Source organism: Acinetobacter sp. IK23 (assembly GCF_035615275.1).
Classification (GTDB): domain Bacteria; phylum Pseudomonadota; class Gammaproteobacteria; order Pseudomonadales; family Moraxellaceae; genus Acinetobacter; species Acinetobacter seifertii.
Window position 1 is genome coordinate 1 of sequence record NZ_JANBNX010000011.1, and the last position, 15,019, is coordinate 15,019.

Sequence of the window (15,019 nt, forward strand, 5' to 3'; positions counted from 1 at the left end):
TTGTGCTGGCGACCATAGCAAGAGTGAACCACCTGATCCCTTCCCGAACTCAGAAGTGAAACCTCTTAGCGCTGATGGTAGTGTGGGGTTACCCATGTGAGAGTAAGTCATCGCCAGCTCATTATTCAAACACCCCGGTCTCGAAAGAAACCGGGGTGTTGCTTTATGGATAAAATAAAGATAAAGATAAAAAACAACTCTAAAAGAACATTTGTACAGGTACTCTGTTCTAGAAATTATTAGTGGGAAATGAATAAGAGCTAACTTTAAAATTAAGAAAGCTCTTCTAAATGTATTATTTTAACTGTCTACGTGCATGTTTTAGAGCCGTGCGGAGACCTTCTTCTAAAGTAGGGTGATAGAAAGGCTTTTCTAGAATATCATTTAAAGTTAATCCTTCACCAATAATCCAGCTTAACAAATGCGCCATATGTTCTGTTGCTTCTGTAAATAACTCGGCACCAAGTAGTTTTTGAGTTTCTCGTTCTATATAAACTTCAATAGCACCTTTATTTTTTCCTAGAACAATAGCTCTTCCTTGGCTTTCATAAGAAACTTCACCCGTAACAAACTGTACTCCATTTTCTTTTAGTTGCTTATAACTTTGCCCTACAATTGCCATTTCTGGATGACTGAACACTATTCCTAATGGAGTGAGTGTCTTAACTGGATTAACTTGTGGGTAATTCAAACAGTTATAAACTATTTTTCTACCTTCATGGGCTGCTTCATGTTGCAGTGGCGTTGAAGTATAAGCGTCCCCAGCAATAAAAATTGGATAGTTATCTAGCTGTTTTGTTTTCGCATTTATAGGCAATAATTTAATGTCTTTAAAAGATTTATCAATATTCTCTAATTGTAAGGTCTCTAGTAAGCTTGAACGGCCTGTTGCAGATAACACATACTCAGCTTGAATAGATTTTTCTTTTTCATCAATTTTATAATTTAATATAACGCCATTAGAAGTAGACTTAACTGCGCTAGGTAATGTCTCAAATAAAAAATTTAACTCTTTACTTAACTCTTGTTGAGCAAGTTGCTGTAATTTAGAGCTAGTAAATATTCCAATTCTTTTACTACGAGCAAATATAGTTGTTTCTACACCCAAGCGATGCATGGCTTGGGCAATCTCTAGGGCAATTACTCCACTTCCAATAACGGCAATAGATTTAGGTAGAGTGTCTAATTCAAATATTTGGTCTGTAGTAATAAGGCGATTACCTAATTCTTGTTTCCATGTTTGATCATGATTAGGAGTGGAACCAACCGCCAGAATAAAGCTTTTTGATTGGTATTGTTTACCATTCACTTCAATAGTTTCCGAATCAATAAAACGTACTTTACCTGAAATTCTATGTTCAGTTGGCCATTGCTCTACATCGTTAAGGGTCGCCTTCGTAAAGCGGTCACGTAAGGTTCTTACATGTTCCATAACCTGATCAGTATTAATATCTACTGAAGCATTCAACCCAACTTTTTGAGCATTTTGTATGTCATACATACGATTTGCAGTAGAAATTAAGACTTTACTTGGCATGCAGCCTACACGTGCGCAAGTCGTATCCCATGGCCCATCATTTATAATTAGAAGATTATTGGTGTACTTTACTGCTTCTTTATAAGCGCTAATACCAGCAGTACCTGCGCCAATGATAATAATATCGAACATTGTCATTAAGCTATTTTAATAGATATTTAGAATATATAGAAAAACCCTCTTAAGCAGAGGGTTTGATTCTAATTATTTAGCTTTAAAATGTAAATTTTTGCTCAAAAGGTGATTTTAAAGTAGTTGAAACAGTTCCATTTTGATTAGTAGACTGACCTTCAATATTTATACTATTAATTATATGTTTAAAATTTAATGTGGTTCCATTCGGAGACTGTTTAAAAGTGAAAATATTTTTTCCTTCCAGATAGATGCTACCATTAAATTTTTGCGTATTCGTTGTTGGAGATTGATTCTCAACACGACTTCCTTCAATACCAGTAATACTTGGTAAACTTAATACTTGATTACCGTTGAGTTTCAATTGATATGTCGCATTATTCGTATTGCCTGGAGTCGAATTTACAACAAATGAAATTGGTTCTGCGTAAGGAACATTTGGATTATCATTGATGAGTACGTTAAAACCTGATCCCCCTTGAATTACATATAGATCACCATCAGTTGATGTATTATCTTTATATACACTCATTGCACCTGTAGTGACCTCTTTTTCAGTTGGTTGACCTGTTTGTGGATCTTGAACTGTGGCCGTTGTAGTAATTTTATAATCACTTGTCGTTGAGTTAATTAATACAAATCTTTTTTGCTTGGTTTGTTGGAGTCCCCATGATTGTTGGAATGGGTATGCAAAAGCTCCAGTAATAGTTACATCTTGGAAATTTTTATCCTTATTTTCATTTTCAAAAATATAAATTCTGGTATTAGATTGATATTCCTGTAGATTTGGTGAGATATTGTCAGATGCTAGTTTAATATTCTTTAAATCATCTGCCGTAATATCAAAATCCCAATCGTTATAACCTGTAAGTAATGATTTTATTTCTTCCCCTTTGAAAACGTAGCAAGCGCGATAGTCTGTAGTACTATTAATAAAACATTTGTCACGATAGTGATCTGAATATTGCGTGAGATCTACTTTTCTAATATCTAGAGTTAACTTTAAGGGTCCTTGTGCGAAAGTATCTAATGCATGATCGATATAACCTTTTGATAAGTTTTCATCATTAAGGTCATAGGCACCAAATAAATATTTTCCTTCTTGCTGTACGCTTTTTAAAACAGTAGTAGCCAACTCTTGATCTGTTGATGGTGTGGTTGGTGTCGTTGTAGAGCCAGAATTTGAATTTTGGTTATAGTAGCCATCACCGCCACCTCCACCACAAGCTGTCAAAAAAGCAGCCAGAGTAATTCCACATACCCCATGAGTAAGTTTCATCATTATCCCCAATTAAAATGATAAGTTATTTAAAATAATTTTTTAGATTTATAAAATAACATATATTTCATGAGGTTGCTCATTATATTTATGAGCGGTTAGCTAATCAAATTCTTGTACCCATAGTTACTCCAACCGTAGGTTTTACTTGCATTGAGGAGCATGCTGTAAGAATTAAACAGCTTAAAAGTGCGAATATGAACTTATTCATAAAAATTAATAAATGATTCAACAAAAGACTTAAATACTTTAGATTAATATTATTATTGGTTCTGTTGAATTTGTGCAGACTTATGCAAAATAAGTTATTCAAAATAAGTTATTCAAAAACCCTACTTTAAGGAACAAATAGGGTTTTATAGAATATTAATTTCTTAAGATTAATCGTCTAACAAATCCATTTGTTTTGCTAATTGATAAAGATTGTTTGAACGGTTTCCTGTACGGCAGAACATAAGTACAGGTTTTGGAAGTTCATTATAGTGATTTGCAAAAGTACGGACATCAAGCTCAGTAATTTGACCTGCAACTACAGGTTGGTAAACGTAATCTAGACCTGCTTGACGTGCTGCTTCTTCAATTTGAGCACTTGTTGGTTGTTCTGGACCGCCTTCCATGTCAGGACGGTTATTTATAATAGATTTAAATCCTTTTTCTACAACTTGCTCCACATGTTCTGGACCAATTTGACCTGCGAAACCAACATTATCTGACATTTCGTCACTCCAAAATTTAATAAAACCTCTTATGCTGTATCATAGCATTAAGCTTAACCTGAGATACAAGACACTAAAACGTTGTTCCTACATAGATAAAAATTATGTAAAAGAACAGCTATAGATTTTTAAAAGGCGATCAGGATGTTTTTTGTAAATTCATTACTTCGACCATAATGCCACGGAGCACATATGCACGCTTATACGGTTGAGCCTTTATATGTTCCATGTGATCAGGAAATGATCGCAGCTGACTTTTATATTCCAAAAACAAATAATAAATCTGCGGTAATTATCATGGCACATGGTTTTGCCGGATTACGTCAATTCAAGCTTATCCAATATGCCCAGCGTTTTGCTCAGGCAGGCTATGCCGTTATTTTATTTGATTATCGATATTGGGGAGGGAGTACAGGTAAGCCACGTGAGATGATTTCTATCAATTCTCAAGTTGAAGACTGGAAGACCATTATTCAATACGCGTCTACCTGTAAATTAATAGATAATCGAAGAATTGTTTTGTGGGGTACATCTTTAAGTGGAGGATATGCTTTAAGTCTAGCTTCTGAACTGAAAAATATTCAGGCCATTATGGTACAAATTCCATATGTAGATGGTGCAGAAACTGCAAAACTATATCCGTTACAGCGTTACCCACAAGCTTTGAAGTTATCGAGCCAAGATTATATGGGTTCAAAAATGGGCCTTAATCCAAAGAGATTACCTGTTGTTGATCAACTTAAATTATGTTTTATGCCAACAGCAGATAGTTACTATGGGTATTTGTCGATTGTGAATCCAGATTATTATTGGAGTGGTGAAGTACCAGCTCGTGTCTTTTTTAATTTGATGCGTTACCGTCCAATTCAACTCGTACGTCAGATTAATATTCCCGTTTTATTTATTGCTGCTCAGCATGATTCTTTGATCCCGATTGAGTCGAGTCGTGAAGCTGCGACTAATATTGCACCTTTTGTGAGTTATCATGAATGGGATATGAAACATTTTGATATTTATCATGGCTCATGGTTTGAAAAAGCAGTGACAACCCAATTAGAATTTTTACATCAGCATATAGGAGTGATGTAAATGATTATTGTCTGTGCATCGTGTGGTGCAAAAAATAGAGTGCCAGAGGAAAAACTTAGCGCGCAACCGAGTTGTGGCCAATGCCATCAGCCATTACTTCCGCTTGCACCGATTGAGTTAAATGAACAAAACTTTAGTAACTACATCACGAATAGTGATCTGCCTATTTTGATAGATTTATGGGCAGAATGGTGTGGACCTTGTAAAATGATGGCGCCACATTTTGCACAAGTTGCAAAACAGAATCCACGTGTCATTTTTGCCAAGATTAATACCGAAGAGTCTCCTCGCTTAAGCCAAGCATTTAATGTGAGAAGTATTCCTACCCTTGTATTAATGAATAAAACCACAGAAGTTGCTCGAATGAGCGGTGCATTACGCGCGCCTGAATTGCAACAGTGGCTAGATCAACAACTTCAAACGAATTTCGGGAGCTAAGGTGTCAGAAGCTTATACCAAACCAGAAGGAATTTTATCCTTACAAACGATTGCCATGCCAGCAGATACAAACTGGAGTGGTGATGTGTTTGGTGGGTGGATCGTGTCACAAATGGACTTGGCTGGAGCAATTCACGCGGAGCGTTTTAGTCGTGGACGTTGTGCTACGATTTCCATTAATCAGATGACCTTTTTGGTTCCGGTAAAAGTAGGCTTTGTGATTAGCTGCTATACCAAAATCTTAAAAGTGGGTAATACCTCTATTCAAATGCAAATTGAAGTTTGGGATAGTCATGATGATTCTCGTGCTCCAATTCGTATTACCGAAGGGGTCTTCACTTTTGTCGCTGTTGATGTAAAAGGTAACAAGCGCCAAATTCCAGAAGAGGCGAAACAAAAGTTTTTAGAAACTCAATAATATGTATTATAAAGCCTGAATATCAGTATTCAGGCTTTAATTTTTATCACTAAAACATTGTATTAGAGTTCTTACTTTGCTCTGGAATGTTTTGTATAACATCCCAATGCTCTACAATTTTTCCATTTTCTACACGGAAAATATCAACAATTGCTCTGCCTCGATCTTTTTCGTTTTCAGTAGAATGGACATGTAAAACAACCAAGTTGCCTTCTGCGATTGCACGCTTAATTTCATTTTTTGCTTGTGGATTTTTCTGGAATTTCTCAGTAAAGAAATTAACGAATGGTGCTTTCCCATCAGGAACATTAGGATTATGTTGTATATATTCATGACCAATATAACGGTCGGCATATTCTTTAACTTGATGCTTTAAAAAAACACCTTCATAGAAATCGGTTACGATTTTTTTATTCTGGGCGCTTATTTTATCTGCTGCCTCAGTTTTAGTTTGAATAACTTTACTGGTTTTGTTTGTAGGTTCGGCAGCTTGAGTAGCCACTGCTGTAAATATAAAACTGGTAAATAACGAGGATAAAATCAGTGTTCTTTTCATTGTGACCTCAAGATATAAATTTGTAGTTTTATATCTTGAGGTAAATAACAATCTAAAAATATTTTAAATTAGTTATCATTTCTTACGTTTAGGTAACCATGCCCAGAGCATTTGGCATTGGATTGGTTCATTACCTGCATCATCAATAACTGTAACAGGAATGACAAGTTCGCCTTTTTCATGATCAGCAATATATTTTTGCTGTTCGATAGAGAGCGTAGCCGTTGCTGTTAAACCACCTTCTACCACTTTTAAATAATCAACATGTAATGATTTGATTAATAAAATACGGTTATCAGGAATATGTAAACCCGTTAAAAAACCTGTTGCAGTCTCTGCTAAAAGTGCCATTGCAGCAGCATGAACACCTTTAATATGGTTCTGCATGTTTTTCTGGTTTTCTAAGCGAACAGTCACATGGTTTACATCTACTTCTAGATAGCGAATATTGGCTGTACCCACCATTGGCACAATACGGCCAAATGCCTTGCTCCAAAGCGTACTTCGAACACCTTTAGGAAATTTTGAAGTTGCTTTTACCAGTTTTAATAGTCGATTGGATTGAGACACGGGATTACCTTAACTTTGAATGTCACTAAAAGATATTAATCTTTAAAGTTATTAAACTGTAATGGCACACCAAATTGTTGTTCACGTAAAAAAGTCATGACTTGTTGTAAAGTGTCACGTTTTTTATCGGTTACACGGATTTTGTCGCCTTGAATAGAAGATTGCACTTTAACGCCGCTTTCTTTAATGGCTTTATTAATTTTTTTTGCTGTATCAGAGTCAAGGCCATCTTTAAGTTTAATGACTTGTACAAAATTTTTACCTGAAGCAGCAGCTTTTTGTGGATCTAGTGCTTGCACATCAATTTTACGTTTATAAAAATGGTTTTCTAACATGTTATAAACTTGTTCACACTGGAAATCGCTTTCAGTGCTGATTTTAATCTCTTTATTTTTTTCGTTTAGTTCGATAGAAACATCGTGACCACGGAAGTCAAAGCGTGTTGCAATCTCTTTTTGTGTGTTTTGAACCGCATGATTAACTTCAAATAACTCTAATTCAGAAACAATATCGAAAGAAGGCATGGTTTAGACCTTTACAAAGTGAAAGAATATTTGAGATGCTAAGAGGGTTTTCTTCATTTGCCAAGTGTTGTTTACATCAAAGGAGTGCACAATGATCCGTAAACAAGAAATTACAACATTTGAGTTCCCAGAAAATGCTGTTATCTGGGATGTCCGTGATTCAAGTGCTTATGCAGAAGGGCATGTTAAAGGTGCGATAAGTCGCCCGATTAATGATTTAAATGCTGATATTTTGAGCCAAGTCGCTGCGGATCAGCCGATTTATATTTTATGTGGTGGTGGTAGCAAAGCTCCTCGTGCAGCTGAGAAACTAGAAGACTTAGATGCCTCGCGTGAATATGTCGTGCTGATGGGGGGGACGCGTGCAGCTCGTGATGCAGGTTTACCTCTAGAGCAGGGCGCATAAAAAAAAGCACCTTCGGGTGCTTTTTTATTGGAACCAAATTTTCTCAAGCGCACTATTGAGATTTAAAATAAGGTTTCTTTGATTTAACTTTCTTTTGAAAGCGTCGAGTACTTAATTTCTGTAATAGACTTTCCGGGACAGGACAAGTCTCCCCTAAAATTTCCGCTACAAGTACTTCACTGCAAAGCGGTGCAAATAGAAAACCTTTTGATCCTAACCCTGCAAAAGTTGAAATACGACGTTCACTCTGCATTTTACCTATTACTGGGAAATAATCTGGGCTTTGGGCCCGAACCGCTGCTCGACCTTGCCATTGTTCTACAGGTGGCAATTGTTTTGCATAAGTAGGGAAGATGCTGTGGATTAATTCAAAGTTATGCACATGATCGTCGCTAAGTACATCTTGATCTTCTCGGTTCGGATAGAAAGATGCCCCTAAAATGAGTTGAGATGAGTCAAGCTGCATACAGTAGCCACCATAGCTATACGCTTCATGCAAAGGTAGAGGCGCAAAAGAGTTATTAACCCAGCTCACTTGTCCACGTATGGGCTTTAAAGGGGGATAGTTCTCAAATAAAGCGGCACTTTCTCGGGAACAGCACACGACAACATGATCTGCCTCTGCAATAACATCATTATTAGTCTTTAATTGAACTGTATTGTCAAAAGATGTGAGTGCCGTGATATTAGCAATTTTTAATTTAATACCTGAATGCTGCAAAATTTCATCACGTAACTGGTGTGGAGAAACTGCTCCAGCCTCATTTAATACAATATGGGGATAGTCCGATTCAAGTGAGCTTGTTTGATGCGTAACAATATCAGCAGGATATTGATCAGCAAGATCGAGAAGATCTTGGGCATTTTTTAATGCCATTTGCTGTATTTGAATTGGGCGAAATACTTGAAATTTTTTATAGAAATTCAGCGCATGTTGCCAGCTTAAAGTCATTAGATGCTCATGACTTTGTTCAATTGGGCAGAGCTTTGGGTTGAGCAATGCTAGAGGGTTGCCAGAAGCTCCTGATAAAGGCGCTGTACGCTCGAATAGGGTAACTTGGTGCCCACGCTCAGCAAAAGCCCATGCTGTGCTTAAACCAGCAATTCCTGCGCCAATAACGGCAATATGCTGCTGTTTAAAATTGAAAGTATGGTTATCTGGTTCTAGTGCAGTGTCTTCACTTAACGGTTCTTTCCACACTGCTTTAAGCATTTCACGTTTATGCCCGAAGCCGCGAGGACGTGAAATATCAATGCCATGAGCTTTTAGTCCACGTTTGAGAACACCCGCTACACTAAATGAGGCAAAGGTAGTGCCATAGTCAGAAAGACGAACAATATTGTTTAAAACGTTTTGTTCCCACATGTCTGGATTGCAGGAAGGTGCAAAACCATCTAGGAACCAAGCATTCACTGCTTTCGTTTTTACCATACTTGGAAAAATATCTTGCGCATCTCCTAACCATAGGTCAATGCTAAAACGTTCCTCGGGAAAACTTAAACGATGGCAGCCAGCCAGAGGTAATGGATATTGTTCAATAAGTTGTTTAGCGAGCGGTTTAAGTTCATCCCATACATTGAGAGCACGAATGAGGTCTGTTTTACTTAATGGAAATTTTTCTACACTAATTGCATGTAAATGACTGTAGTTATTGGGGCGGACCTGTTGCCAAAGCTGCCAGAGTGCAAGAATATTTAAACCAGTTCCAAAACCGGTTTCTCCTACACTAAAATATTCAAAGTCTTGTAAATTGGCTAATCGTTCTGATAGGTCATTGCCATTTAAAAATACATGTCTTGTTTCAAGTAGACCATTATCTTTAGAAAAATAGACATCACCAAATTGTTTGGAAATGGGCACCTCAATACCATCAATAGATACCCAATCCAGCTCAGCAGTTTGTATACGATTTGATTTGTTCATTCGGTTTAATAAGTCGCTCAGGTTTACCACTGACGACGACGTTTTGTATGAATATAACTAGCGATAAAGAAACCAAGGAGTACGCCACCCGCTAGAGTTACCGCACCATATAGAAACATTTGTGCGCTACGTTCGCTCTGTAAAACTTGTACCTGAACAGACAAGTTATCATTTTTAAGCTGTAGCTCTTGGTTTTGTGCAAGTGCTTCAAGGTTTGCATGTTCTAGCTGTTTAAGGCGAGATGCTTGATCTTGAACTAAAGCTTTGATTTTTGCATCTTGCTGCTGCTTATTCTTTGCGATTTGTTCTGCTGTAAGCGGCTGTGTTGTGGCTGCCGTCGTGGTAGCCGCAGGTTTAGCAACAGTTGCAGAAGTAGGGGCTGGTTTGGCCGCCTGAGTTGAAGGTGCGGTTGTTGGTGTTGCTGGTGTCGCAGCAGGTTCAACTGCGCCAGCAGTTGAACATATCAAACACAAGCCAAGAAAGCTTTTGGTTGCAAGCTGCATGCGTTTACCCTTTTGGAAATGCTTTATTAAACGGTTTGACATCAATATGGCTATAAATGCCTTCTTTTAAAAATGGTTCTTCTTTTAACCATTCATCTAAAGCTTCACGGCTATCAAACTCTACGATCATGGTACTACCATAAAAACCAGCCTGAGGGTCATTCGGATCTTTAGGCATAGCTCCAGCGGCAACAAGACGACCTTCATCATCAAGCTTTAGTAAACGTTCGATGTGTTGAGGGCGAACTGCTAAACGTTTCTCTAGAGTTCCTTCGTTATCGGTACAGCTTAGAACAAAAAAAGGCATGTCATCGTATCTCTATAATCAAACCGAAATAACATTAAGCTTCTGGTGACTTAAAATGTTTACGTAAAATAATGAACTGAATAATGATAAATGAAAACATGACGATCATGTCACCAAATGCGGTAAATTCGCCCCAATATTTTCCGCCGTGAAATAAAAACGCGAAGAAAATATGTAAACCAGACATGACGACAAACATTGCAGCCCAAGCAAAGTTTAAGTTTTTCCAAGCTTTTTCGCTTAGGTCTAAAATCGGGTCAAATAATCGTTTAATAAGAGGCTTACGTTCTTTACCAAACCAAGGTGAAACCAAGAAAGCACCAGCAAATACCAAGTTCAAAATTGCAGCTTTTAAACGAATATAAAAATCATCGCTTAACATGAGCGTAATACCACCAAAAATAACGGTCATAAACAATACAAACCATTGTTGTTTATCTAGACGGAATTTTTGGAAAATAAATAAGGCGCCATATACCACAAGCATTGAAATAATTAAGCCTGTTGTTGCGACAAGAATATTATTGTTATTTACACCGCCAGCGGAACCGATCAGTTTAAGCAACGGGTGATGAGCATTTGCAGGATCAACAGTTTTATATAAATAGAAGAAAATAATTAATGGAACAAAGTCCAGAAGTGCTTTCATGTTAGAGTATCTGATCAGGTTTGGTGAATGGCATAGTATAAAAGATGCAAGGCATAGATTTACATACACATAGCAATATTTCTGATGGAACTTTGTCTCCGGAATTGTTGGTGCAAGCTGCTGTGGATGTGAAGTTGAATACTTTAGCACTCACGGATCACGACACAATGGACGGCTTGCAACGTGCGAGAAATGCTGCACAAGCTCATGATTTACAAATTATTTCTGGTGTAGAGATTTCAAGCCAATGGTCTAGACCAAGCACAAAAAAAAGCTATGGTGTACATATTGTGGCTTTGAACATGCAGGATGAAGCACCAATTTTGGAAGCATTAGAACAACAAAAAAGAATTAGGGCACAAAGGGCTGAAGTTATTTGCGAACTATTAAAAAAATGTATTGGCTTTGATATTTACCAAGATGTGCTTGATAAAGTTGAAAATCAGCCAGACCGTATTACCAGAACCCATATTGCCAAAGCCTTGGTGGAAAAGAATGTGGTGACTCGTCCTCAACAAGCTTTTGATCGTTTTTTAAAAGAAGGTAAGCGCGCCTTTGTAAAGTTTGAAGGATTGGGCTTAAAAGAAACAATTGAAGTTATTCATAACAGTCAAGGTTTGGCAGTTTTAGCTCATCCAACTCGTTATGATTTGTCGGCAACCAATACGCGATATCTGATTGAGTTATTTGCCAGTTGTGGTGGAGACGCTGTGGAGTTGCCGCCTCCTGTAGATCCATTATCTACTCGCCAAATGATTGATCGTATGATTGATCAGCATCATTTGGCTGTTTCAATTGGCAGTGATTTTCATGGTGAAAATATGCCATGGATTAAATTAGGTAATACCCCTAAACCAAAAAGTGACCAGCAGGGTATTTGGGAGCGTTTTCTCTAATACAGCTCTAGAGCAAGTTGTTATCTTGAGCTTGAATTGGAGGAGGCGTTGGTTTCCCCAGCGTTCCTAAGAGTTCAATTTCGATATTACGTACCATTGCATCTAAAGGTAAATCATTACTTTGAGTACCAAAAGGCTCTTCAATTTCAGAGCTTAGAGCATCTAAACCTAAGAATGTATATGCCAAAATTCCGACTAATAAAGGTGTTGCTAATCCAAGTAAAGAACCTAAACTAAATGGCAACATAAAGCAGAAAAAGTAAACAGTGCGGTTGAGCAAAACTGAATAGGCAAAAGGTATAGGCGTATTTGCAATACGGTCACAGCCAGTCTGTACCACACTTAAATCTGCAACATTTTTATTCATTTGAGCATAAATAATATCTGAGATTTCGCCTTCTTTAAGCGCTTGTAATAATTCCCACTGAATAAGGCTAAGCGTATATTGTGGCGCGTTATTTTGTTGATATAACTGGGTTATTGCTTGTTGACTCATGCCGCTAGTTTGAATTAACTCAGTTGGGTTGGCTGTTTGGCGGCGTAAACGGTCACGTAATACATTTGCAAAAACAATAACATGGTGAATGACACGTTCGCGGCGAGCCTGAGTTAAAATACGGCAGTCACGATCAAAATGACGTGAAGTCGCGATCAGGACACCCCATAGTTTGCGTGCTTCCCACCAGCGGTCATAACATGCAGTATTTTTAAAACCTAAAAAAATAGAAATGACAACGCCAATTAGGGTAAAACTAACTAAAGGAATTTCTGGAAAACGGTAGAGATTGATATATTCAACTCCACCAATGATTGACGAGATCAACATGAGTACCCCTAAAGAGGGTAGAATTTTTGGTAATATCGTCCCTCGCCAAGAGAATAAAACTTTAAAAATACCAGGCTGTTCACGAACAATCATTTTATTTTAAACGTCGCTATTTTTGTTTTTGATATTCTAAGCTTAGTGAAGCTTTGTCAATATCATTGAACGGCTATTGGGATGGAGTTGAGCAGTTGTTGTTCAGCAAATGAAAAGCTACCCTCTGGTGAGATAATAAAATGATCCAGTAAAGGTATTTCAACCAACTGACAAGCCTGCTGAAGTTGCTGTGTAAGTTTAATATCTTCAGGAGAAGGCTGAGCGGAACCAAAAGGATGGTTATGTGCTATTACCAGTTGGCAAGCATGTTGTTGTAAGGCATAACGTAAGGTTTGATTCACTGAAACAGCGCAGTGCTGAATTGATCCAAAAAATAATTTTTTAAAATGCAGTTTTCTTAATTCAGCATCTAAGCAAAGTACTGCGAAGACTTCTTGTTTTTCACCTTTTAATTCATAGCGCAAATAATCCAAAACTAAATCAGAAGAGTGAAGACTAAGATTATTTTTCTGAAAGTGATGATCGAGATAACGCCGTCCAAGTTCTTTTACGGCCATTAATTGCGAATACTTGGTGGCTCCAATACCATTAAATTGAGTCAATTCATTTAAAGATGCATCAAAAACGGCATTCAGACTTCCGAATTGTTGAATCAGTAAGCGTGCGAGTTCAACTGCTGAATGTTGACGTGAACCTGAGCGAAGAAAGATCGCAAGTAATTCAGAGTCAGAGAGGCTTTGTGGGCCATGTTGTAATAACCGTTCTCTTGGCCGTTCTTGTTCTGGCCAATTTTTAATAGAAGTATTCATATTCCCCAGCAATATTCTGCTTAAAATTTTATTTTGTTTGCCCAATCAATCTTGGGTCTGCGCGTATTTAATGCTATTGTGAGCGCCACTGCAACAGTAAGGTATCCTGTTCGTGAGCTTTGATTTAAGTGTTATTCCTCATAAAAACATTGTTTTAGCCGTTACAGGTGGAATTGCTGCCTATAAGAGTGCCATTTTGGTCCGTCGTCTTAAAGATTATGGTTTCGACGTTCGGGTCGTGATGACACATGGGGCTCAAGCATTTATTACACCTCTAACGTTTCAGGCTCTTTCGGGAAATCCTGTACATACCGAGCTTTTAGACCCTGAGGCTGAAGCTGGAATGGGCCATATTGAATTAGCTCGTTGGGCTGATTTGTTACTGGTTGCTCCTGCAAGCTGTGACACTCTGGCTAAGTTTGCTAATGGTTTAGCAGATGACTTACTCAGTACTCTATTTTTAGCGACTAAAGCACCTGTGTGGGTTGCTCCAGCGATGAACCAGCAAATGTGGGCTGCAAAAGCAACACAACGTAATTTGCAAACGCTAGTTGAAGATGGCGTGCATGTGATTATGCCGGATTCAGGTGAACAGGCTTGTGGTGATGTCGGTTTAGGCCGTATGCCAGAACCTGAAGAAATAGCCCGTCAAGTGGCTGGTTATTTCCATCAAGTCCAACGCGCCATTGCTGAAAAATTTGGTTTGTTGGCTGGTAAGCGAGTTGTGATTACTGCTGGACCAACACGTGAAGCGATTGACCCAGTTCGTTATATCTCAAACCATAGTACCGGAAAAATGGGCTTTGCTTTAGCGGCTGCATGTTATGCGGCAGGGGCAAAAGTCACTTTAGTTGCCGGACCTGTAAGTTTAGATACACCAAACGGTGTTCAACGTGTCAACGTTGCATCTGCACGACAAATGTTGGATGTCAGCATGAACTCACTTGAGACTGGTTGCGACATTTTTATTGCAACAGCGGCAGTAGCTGATTATCGCGTTGCGGAAGTCGCTGAGCACAAGATTAAGAAAGCAGGGGATGAACTAAATGTTTCCCTTGTAAAAAATCCGGATATTGTGGCAACCATTGCAGCTCAGGAAAAACGTCCATTCATGGTGGGCTTTGCTGCCGAAACGCAGAATGTTGAAGAATATGCAGCAGGTAAACTGGTTGCTAAAAAACTAGATATGATTGCGTGTAACGATGTTTCTCGTGCTGATATTGGTTTTGCTTCGGATGAAAATGCGATGACGGTTTTCTTTGCTGAGAACTATCACATGAAAAAACGTGAGTTAGAGAAAGCATCTAAGCAAGAAATTTCTCAACAATTGGTTGAAGCTATTTCGGATGCATTACGCCGTAAATAAATTTTGAGCTTAATAAAAAA

Annotated in this window: 18 protein-coding genes and 1 rRNA gene; 7 read left to right on the forward strand and 12 right to left on the reverse strand. The window is 38.0% G+C overall.

All coding sequences use genetic code 11. The features are described 5' to 3' along the window. The first annotated feature begins 4 nt into the window (after positions 1-4). Positions 5-119, forward strand: a 5S ribosomal RNA gene (rrf, locus tag MSG95_RS09795). A 176-nt stretch (positions 120-295) separates the two neighbouring features. Here rrf and MSG95_RS09800 read toward each other — a convergent pair. The 3 genes from MSG95_RS09800 to MSG95_RS09810 all read right to left on the reverse strand — a co-directional run bounded on the left by MSG95_RS09800 (position 296) and on the right by MSG95_RS09810 (position 3,664). Continuing rightward, positions 296-1,669: a dihydrolipoyl dehydrogenase gene (locus tag MSG95_RS09800; RefSeq protein ID WP_324624783.1), complete on the reverse strand. Its 1,374-nt coding sequence runs from the start codon at positions 1,667-1,669 to the stop codon at positions 296-298. An 82-nt stretch (positions 1,670-1,751) separates the two neighbouring features. Beyond that, positions 1,752-2,948, reverse strand: a complete 1,197-nt coding sequence (locus MSG95_RS09805; protein WP_077165222.1) for a hypothetical protein — start codon at positions 2,946-2,948, stop codon at positions 1,752-1,754. Between the two features lie 380 nt (positions 2,949-3,328). Further along, positions 3,329-3,664, reverse strand: coding sequence for a TIGR01244 family sulfur transferase (locus tag MSG95_RS09810; RefSeq protein ID WP_004705641.1), 336 nt, complete (start codon positions 3,662-3,664; stop codon positions 3,329-3,331). A 192-nt stretch (positions 3,665-3,856) separates the two neighbouring features. On the opposite strand from MSG95_RS09810, the gene MSG95_RS09815 reads away from it, so the two are divergent. Genes MSG95_RS09815 through MSG95_RS09825 form a run of 3 tightly spaced genes read left to right on the forward strand, consistent with a single transcriptional unit; the run spans position 3,857 to position 5,609 of the window. After that, positions 3,857-4,753 carry an alpha/beta hydrolase gene (locus MSG95_RS09815; protein WP_077165221.1) on the forward strand — a complete coding sequence of 299 codons (897 nt, stop codon included), beginning with the start codon at positions 3,857-3,859 and terminating at the stop codon, positions 4,751-4,753. After that, positions 4,754-5,191, forward strand: a complete 438-nt coding sequence (trxC, locus tag MSG95_RS09820; RefSeq protein ID WP_002051446.1) for a thioredoxin TrxC — start codon at positions 4,754-4,756, stop codon at positions 5,189-5,191. Position 5,192: 1 nt separating this feature from the next. Then, complete coding sequence (locus MSG95_RS09825; protein WP_002051216.1) at positions 5,193-5,609, forward strand: acyl-CoA thioesterase; 417 nt, start codon at positions 5,193-5,195, stop codon at positions 5,607-5,609. A 49-nt stretch (positions 5,610-5,658) separates the two neighbouring features. Here MSG95_RS09825 and MSG95_RS09830 read toward each other — a convergent pair whose 3' ends face one another. The 3 genes from MSG95_RS09830 to MSG95_RS09840 all read right to left on the reverse strand — a co-directional run bounded on the left by MSG95_RS09830 (position 5,659) and on the right by MSG95_RS09840 (position 7,259). After that, positions 5,659-6,165 (reverse strand): ester cyclase, encoded by a 507-nt coding sequence (locus tag MSG95_RS09830; RefSeq protein ID WP_077165219.1) that lies wholly within the window; start codon positions 6,163-6,165, stop codon positions 5,659-5,661. A 75-nt stretch (positions 6,166-6,240) separates the two neighbouring features. Beyond that, on the reverse strand, positions 6,241-6,735 hold the full coding sequence (locus MSG95_RS09835) for a DUF4442 domain-containing protein (protein ID WP_049063462.1): 495 nt from the start codon (positions 6,733-6,735) through the stop codon (positions 6,241-6,243). Positions 6,736-6,770: 35 nt separating this feature from the next. Then, complete coding sequence (locus MSG95_RS09840) at positions 6,771-7,259, reverse strand: YajQ family cyclic di-GMP-binding protein (protein ID WP_002051423.1); 489 nt, start codon at positions 7,257-7,259, stop codon at positions 6,771-6,773. Between the two features lie 91 nt (positions 7,260-7,350). On the opposite strand from MSG95_RS09840, the gene MSG95_RS09845 reads away from it, so the two are divergent. Continuing rightward, entirely contained in the window at positions 7,351-7,665 is a 315-nt protein-coding gene (locus MSG95_RS09845; RefSeq protein ID WP_019457454.1) for a rhodanese-like domain-containing protein, read from the forward strand. Positions 7,666-7,717: 52 nt separating this feature from the next. Here the strand turns inward: MSG95_RS09845 and mnmC are convergent, their stop codons facing one another. From mnmC to MSG95_RS09865, 4 genes are read right to left on the reverse strand one after another with little or no spacing between them, the layout of a single operon-like run. After that, positions 7,718-9,589 (reverse strand): FAD-dependent 5-carboxymethylaminomethyl-2-thiouridine(34) oxidoreductase MnmC, encoded by a 1,872-nt coding sequence (mnmC, locus tag MSG95_RS09850; RefSeq protein WP_324624782.1) that lies wholly within the window; start codon positions 9,587-9,589, stop codon positions 7,718-7,720. Positions 9,590-9,612: 23 nt separating this feature from the next. Further along, positions 9,613-10,092 (reverse strand): hypothetical protein, encoded by a 480-nt coding sequence (locus tag MSG95_RS09855; RefSeq protein WP_077162368.1) that lies wholly within the window; start codon positions 10,090-10,092, stop codon positions 9,613-9,615. A 4-nt stretch (positions 10,093-10,096) separates the two neighbouring features. Next, a complete protein-coding gene (locus MSG95_RS09860; RefSeq protein ID WP_077165217.1) occupies positions 10,097-10,399 on the reverse strand; it encodes a YciI family protein in 303 nt (100 codons plus the stop codon). Positions 10,400-10,433: 34 nt separating this feature from the next. Continuing rightward, a complete protein-coding gene (locus MSG95_RS09865) occupies positions 10,434-11,048 on the reverse strand; it encodes a septation protein IspZ (protein ID WP_004705653.1) in 615 nt (204 codons plus the stop codon). A gap of 44 nt (positions 11,049-11,092) precedes the next feature. Here MSG95_RS09865 and MSG95_RS09870 point away from each other — a divergent pair, with 44 nt between their 5' ends. Next, the gene (locus MSG95_RS09870) at positions 11,093-11,944 is read left to right on the forward strand and encodes a PHP domain-containing protein (RefSeq protein ID WP_077165216.1); all 852 of its coding nucleotides are present in this window, start codon (positions 11,093-11,095) and stop codon (positions 11,942-11,944) included. A 7-nt stretch (positions 11,945-11,951) separates the two neighbouring features. Here the strand turns inward: MSG95_RS09870 and MSG95_RS09875 are convergent, their stop codons facing one another. Further along, a complete protein-coding gene (locus MSG95_RS09875) occupies positions 11,952-12,863 on the reverse strand; it encodes a bestrophin family protein (RefSeq protein ID WP_077165215.1) in 912 nt (303 codons plus the stop codon). Between the two features lie 62 nt (positions 12,864-12,925). Beyond that, complete coding sequence (gene radC / locus MSG95_RS09880; protein ID WP_077165226.1) at positions 12,926-13,645, reverse strand: RadC family protein; 720 nt, start codon at positions 13,643-13,645, stop codon at positions 12,926-12,928. 100 nt (positions 13,646-13,745) lie between these two features. On the opposite strand from radC, the gene coaBC reads away from it, so the two are divergent. Continuing rightward, a complete protein-coding gene (gene coaBC / locus MSG95_RS09885; RefSeq protein WP_077165214.1) occupies positions 13,746-14,999 on the forward strand; it encodes a bifunctional phosphopantothenoylcysteine decarboxylase/phosphopantothenate--cysteine ligase CoaBC in 1,254 nt (417 codons plus the stop codon). Positions 15,000-15,019: the final 20 nt, after the last annotated feature.

Bases quoted from the DNA above. Each gene is read 5' to 3' on its own strand.
- MSG95_RS09800 (WP_324624783.1), bottom strand. From the start codon at position 1,669: ATGTTCGATATTATTATCATTGGCGCAGGTACTGCTGGTATTAGCGCT.
- MSG95_RS09805 (WP_077165222.1), bottom strand. From the start codon at position 2,948: ATGAAACTTACTCATGGGGTATGTGGAATTACTCTGGCTGCTTTTTTG.
- MSG95_RS09810 (WP_004705641.1), bottom strand. From the start codon at position 3,664: ATGTCAGATAATGTTGGTTTCGCAGGTCAAATTGGTCCAGAACATGTG.
- MSG95_RS09815 (WP_077165221.1), top strand. From the start codon at position 3,857: ATGCACGCTTATACGGTTGAGCCTTTATATGTTCCATGTGATCAGGAA.
- trxC (WP_002051446.1), top strand. From the start codon at position 4,754: ATGATTATTGTCTGTGCATCGTGTGGTGCAAAAAATAGAGTGCCAGAG.
- MSG95_RS09830 (WP_077165219.1), bottom strand. From the start codon at position 6,165: ATGAAAAGAACACTGATTTTATCCTCGTTATTTACCAGTTTTATATTT.
- MSG95_RS09840 (WP_002051423.1), bottom strand. From the start codon at position 7,259: ATGCCTTCTTTCGATATTGTTTCTGAATTAGAGTTATTTGAAGTTAAT.
- MSG95_RS09845 (WP_019457454.1), top strand. From the start codon at position 7,351: ATGATCCGTAAACAAGAAATTACAACATTTGAGTTCCCAGAAAATGCT.
- mnmC (WP_324624782.1), bottom strand. From the start codon at position 9,589: ATGAACAAATCAAATCGTATACAAACTGCTGAGCTGGATTGGGTATCT.
- MSG95_RS09855 (WP_077162368.1), bottom strand. From the start codon at position 10,092: ATGCAGCTTGCAACCAAAAGCTTTCTTGGCTTGTGTTTGATATGTTCA.
- MSG95_RS09860 (WP_077165217.1), bottom strand. From the start codon at position 10,399: ATGCCTTTTTTTGTTCTAAGCTGTACCGATAACGAAGGAACTCTAGAG.
- MSG95_RS09865 (WP_004705653.1), bottom strand. From the start codon at position 11,048: ATGAAAGCACTTCTGGACTTTGTTCCATTAATTATTTTCTTCTATTTA.
- MSG95_RS09870 (WP_077165216.1), top strand. From the start codon at position 11,093: ATGCAAGGCATAGATTTACATACACATAGCAATATTTCTGATGGAACT.
- MSG95_RS09875 (WP_077165215.1), bottom strand. From the start codon at position 12,863: ATGATTGTTCGTGAACAGCCTGGTATTTTTAAAGTTTTATTCTCTTGG.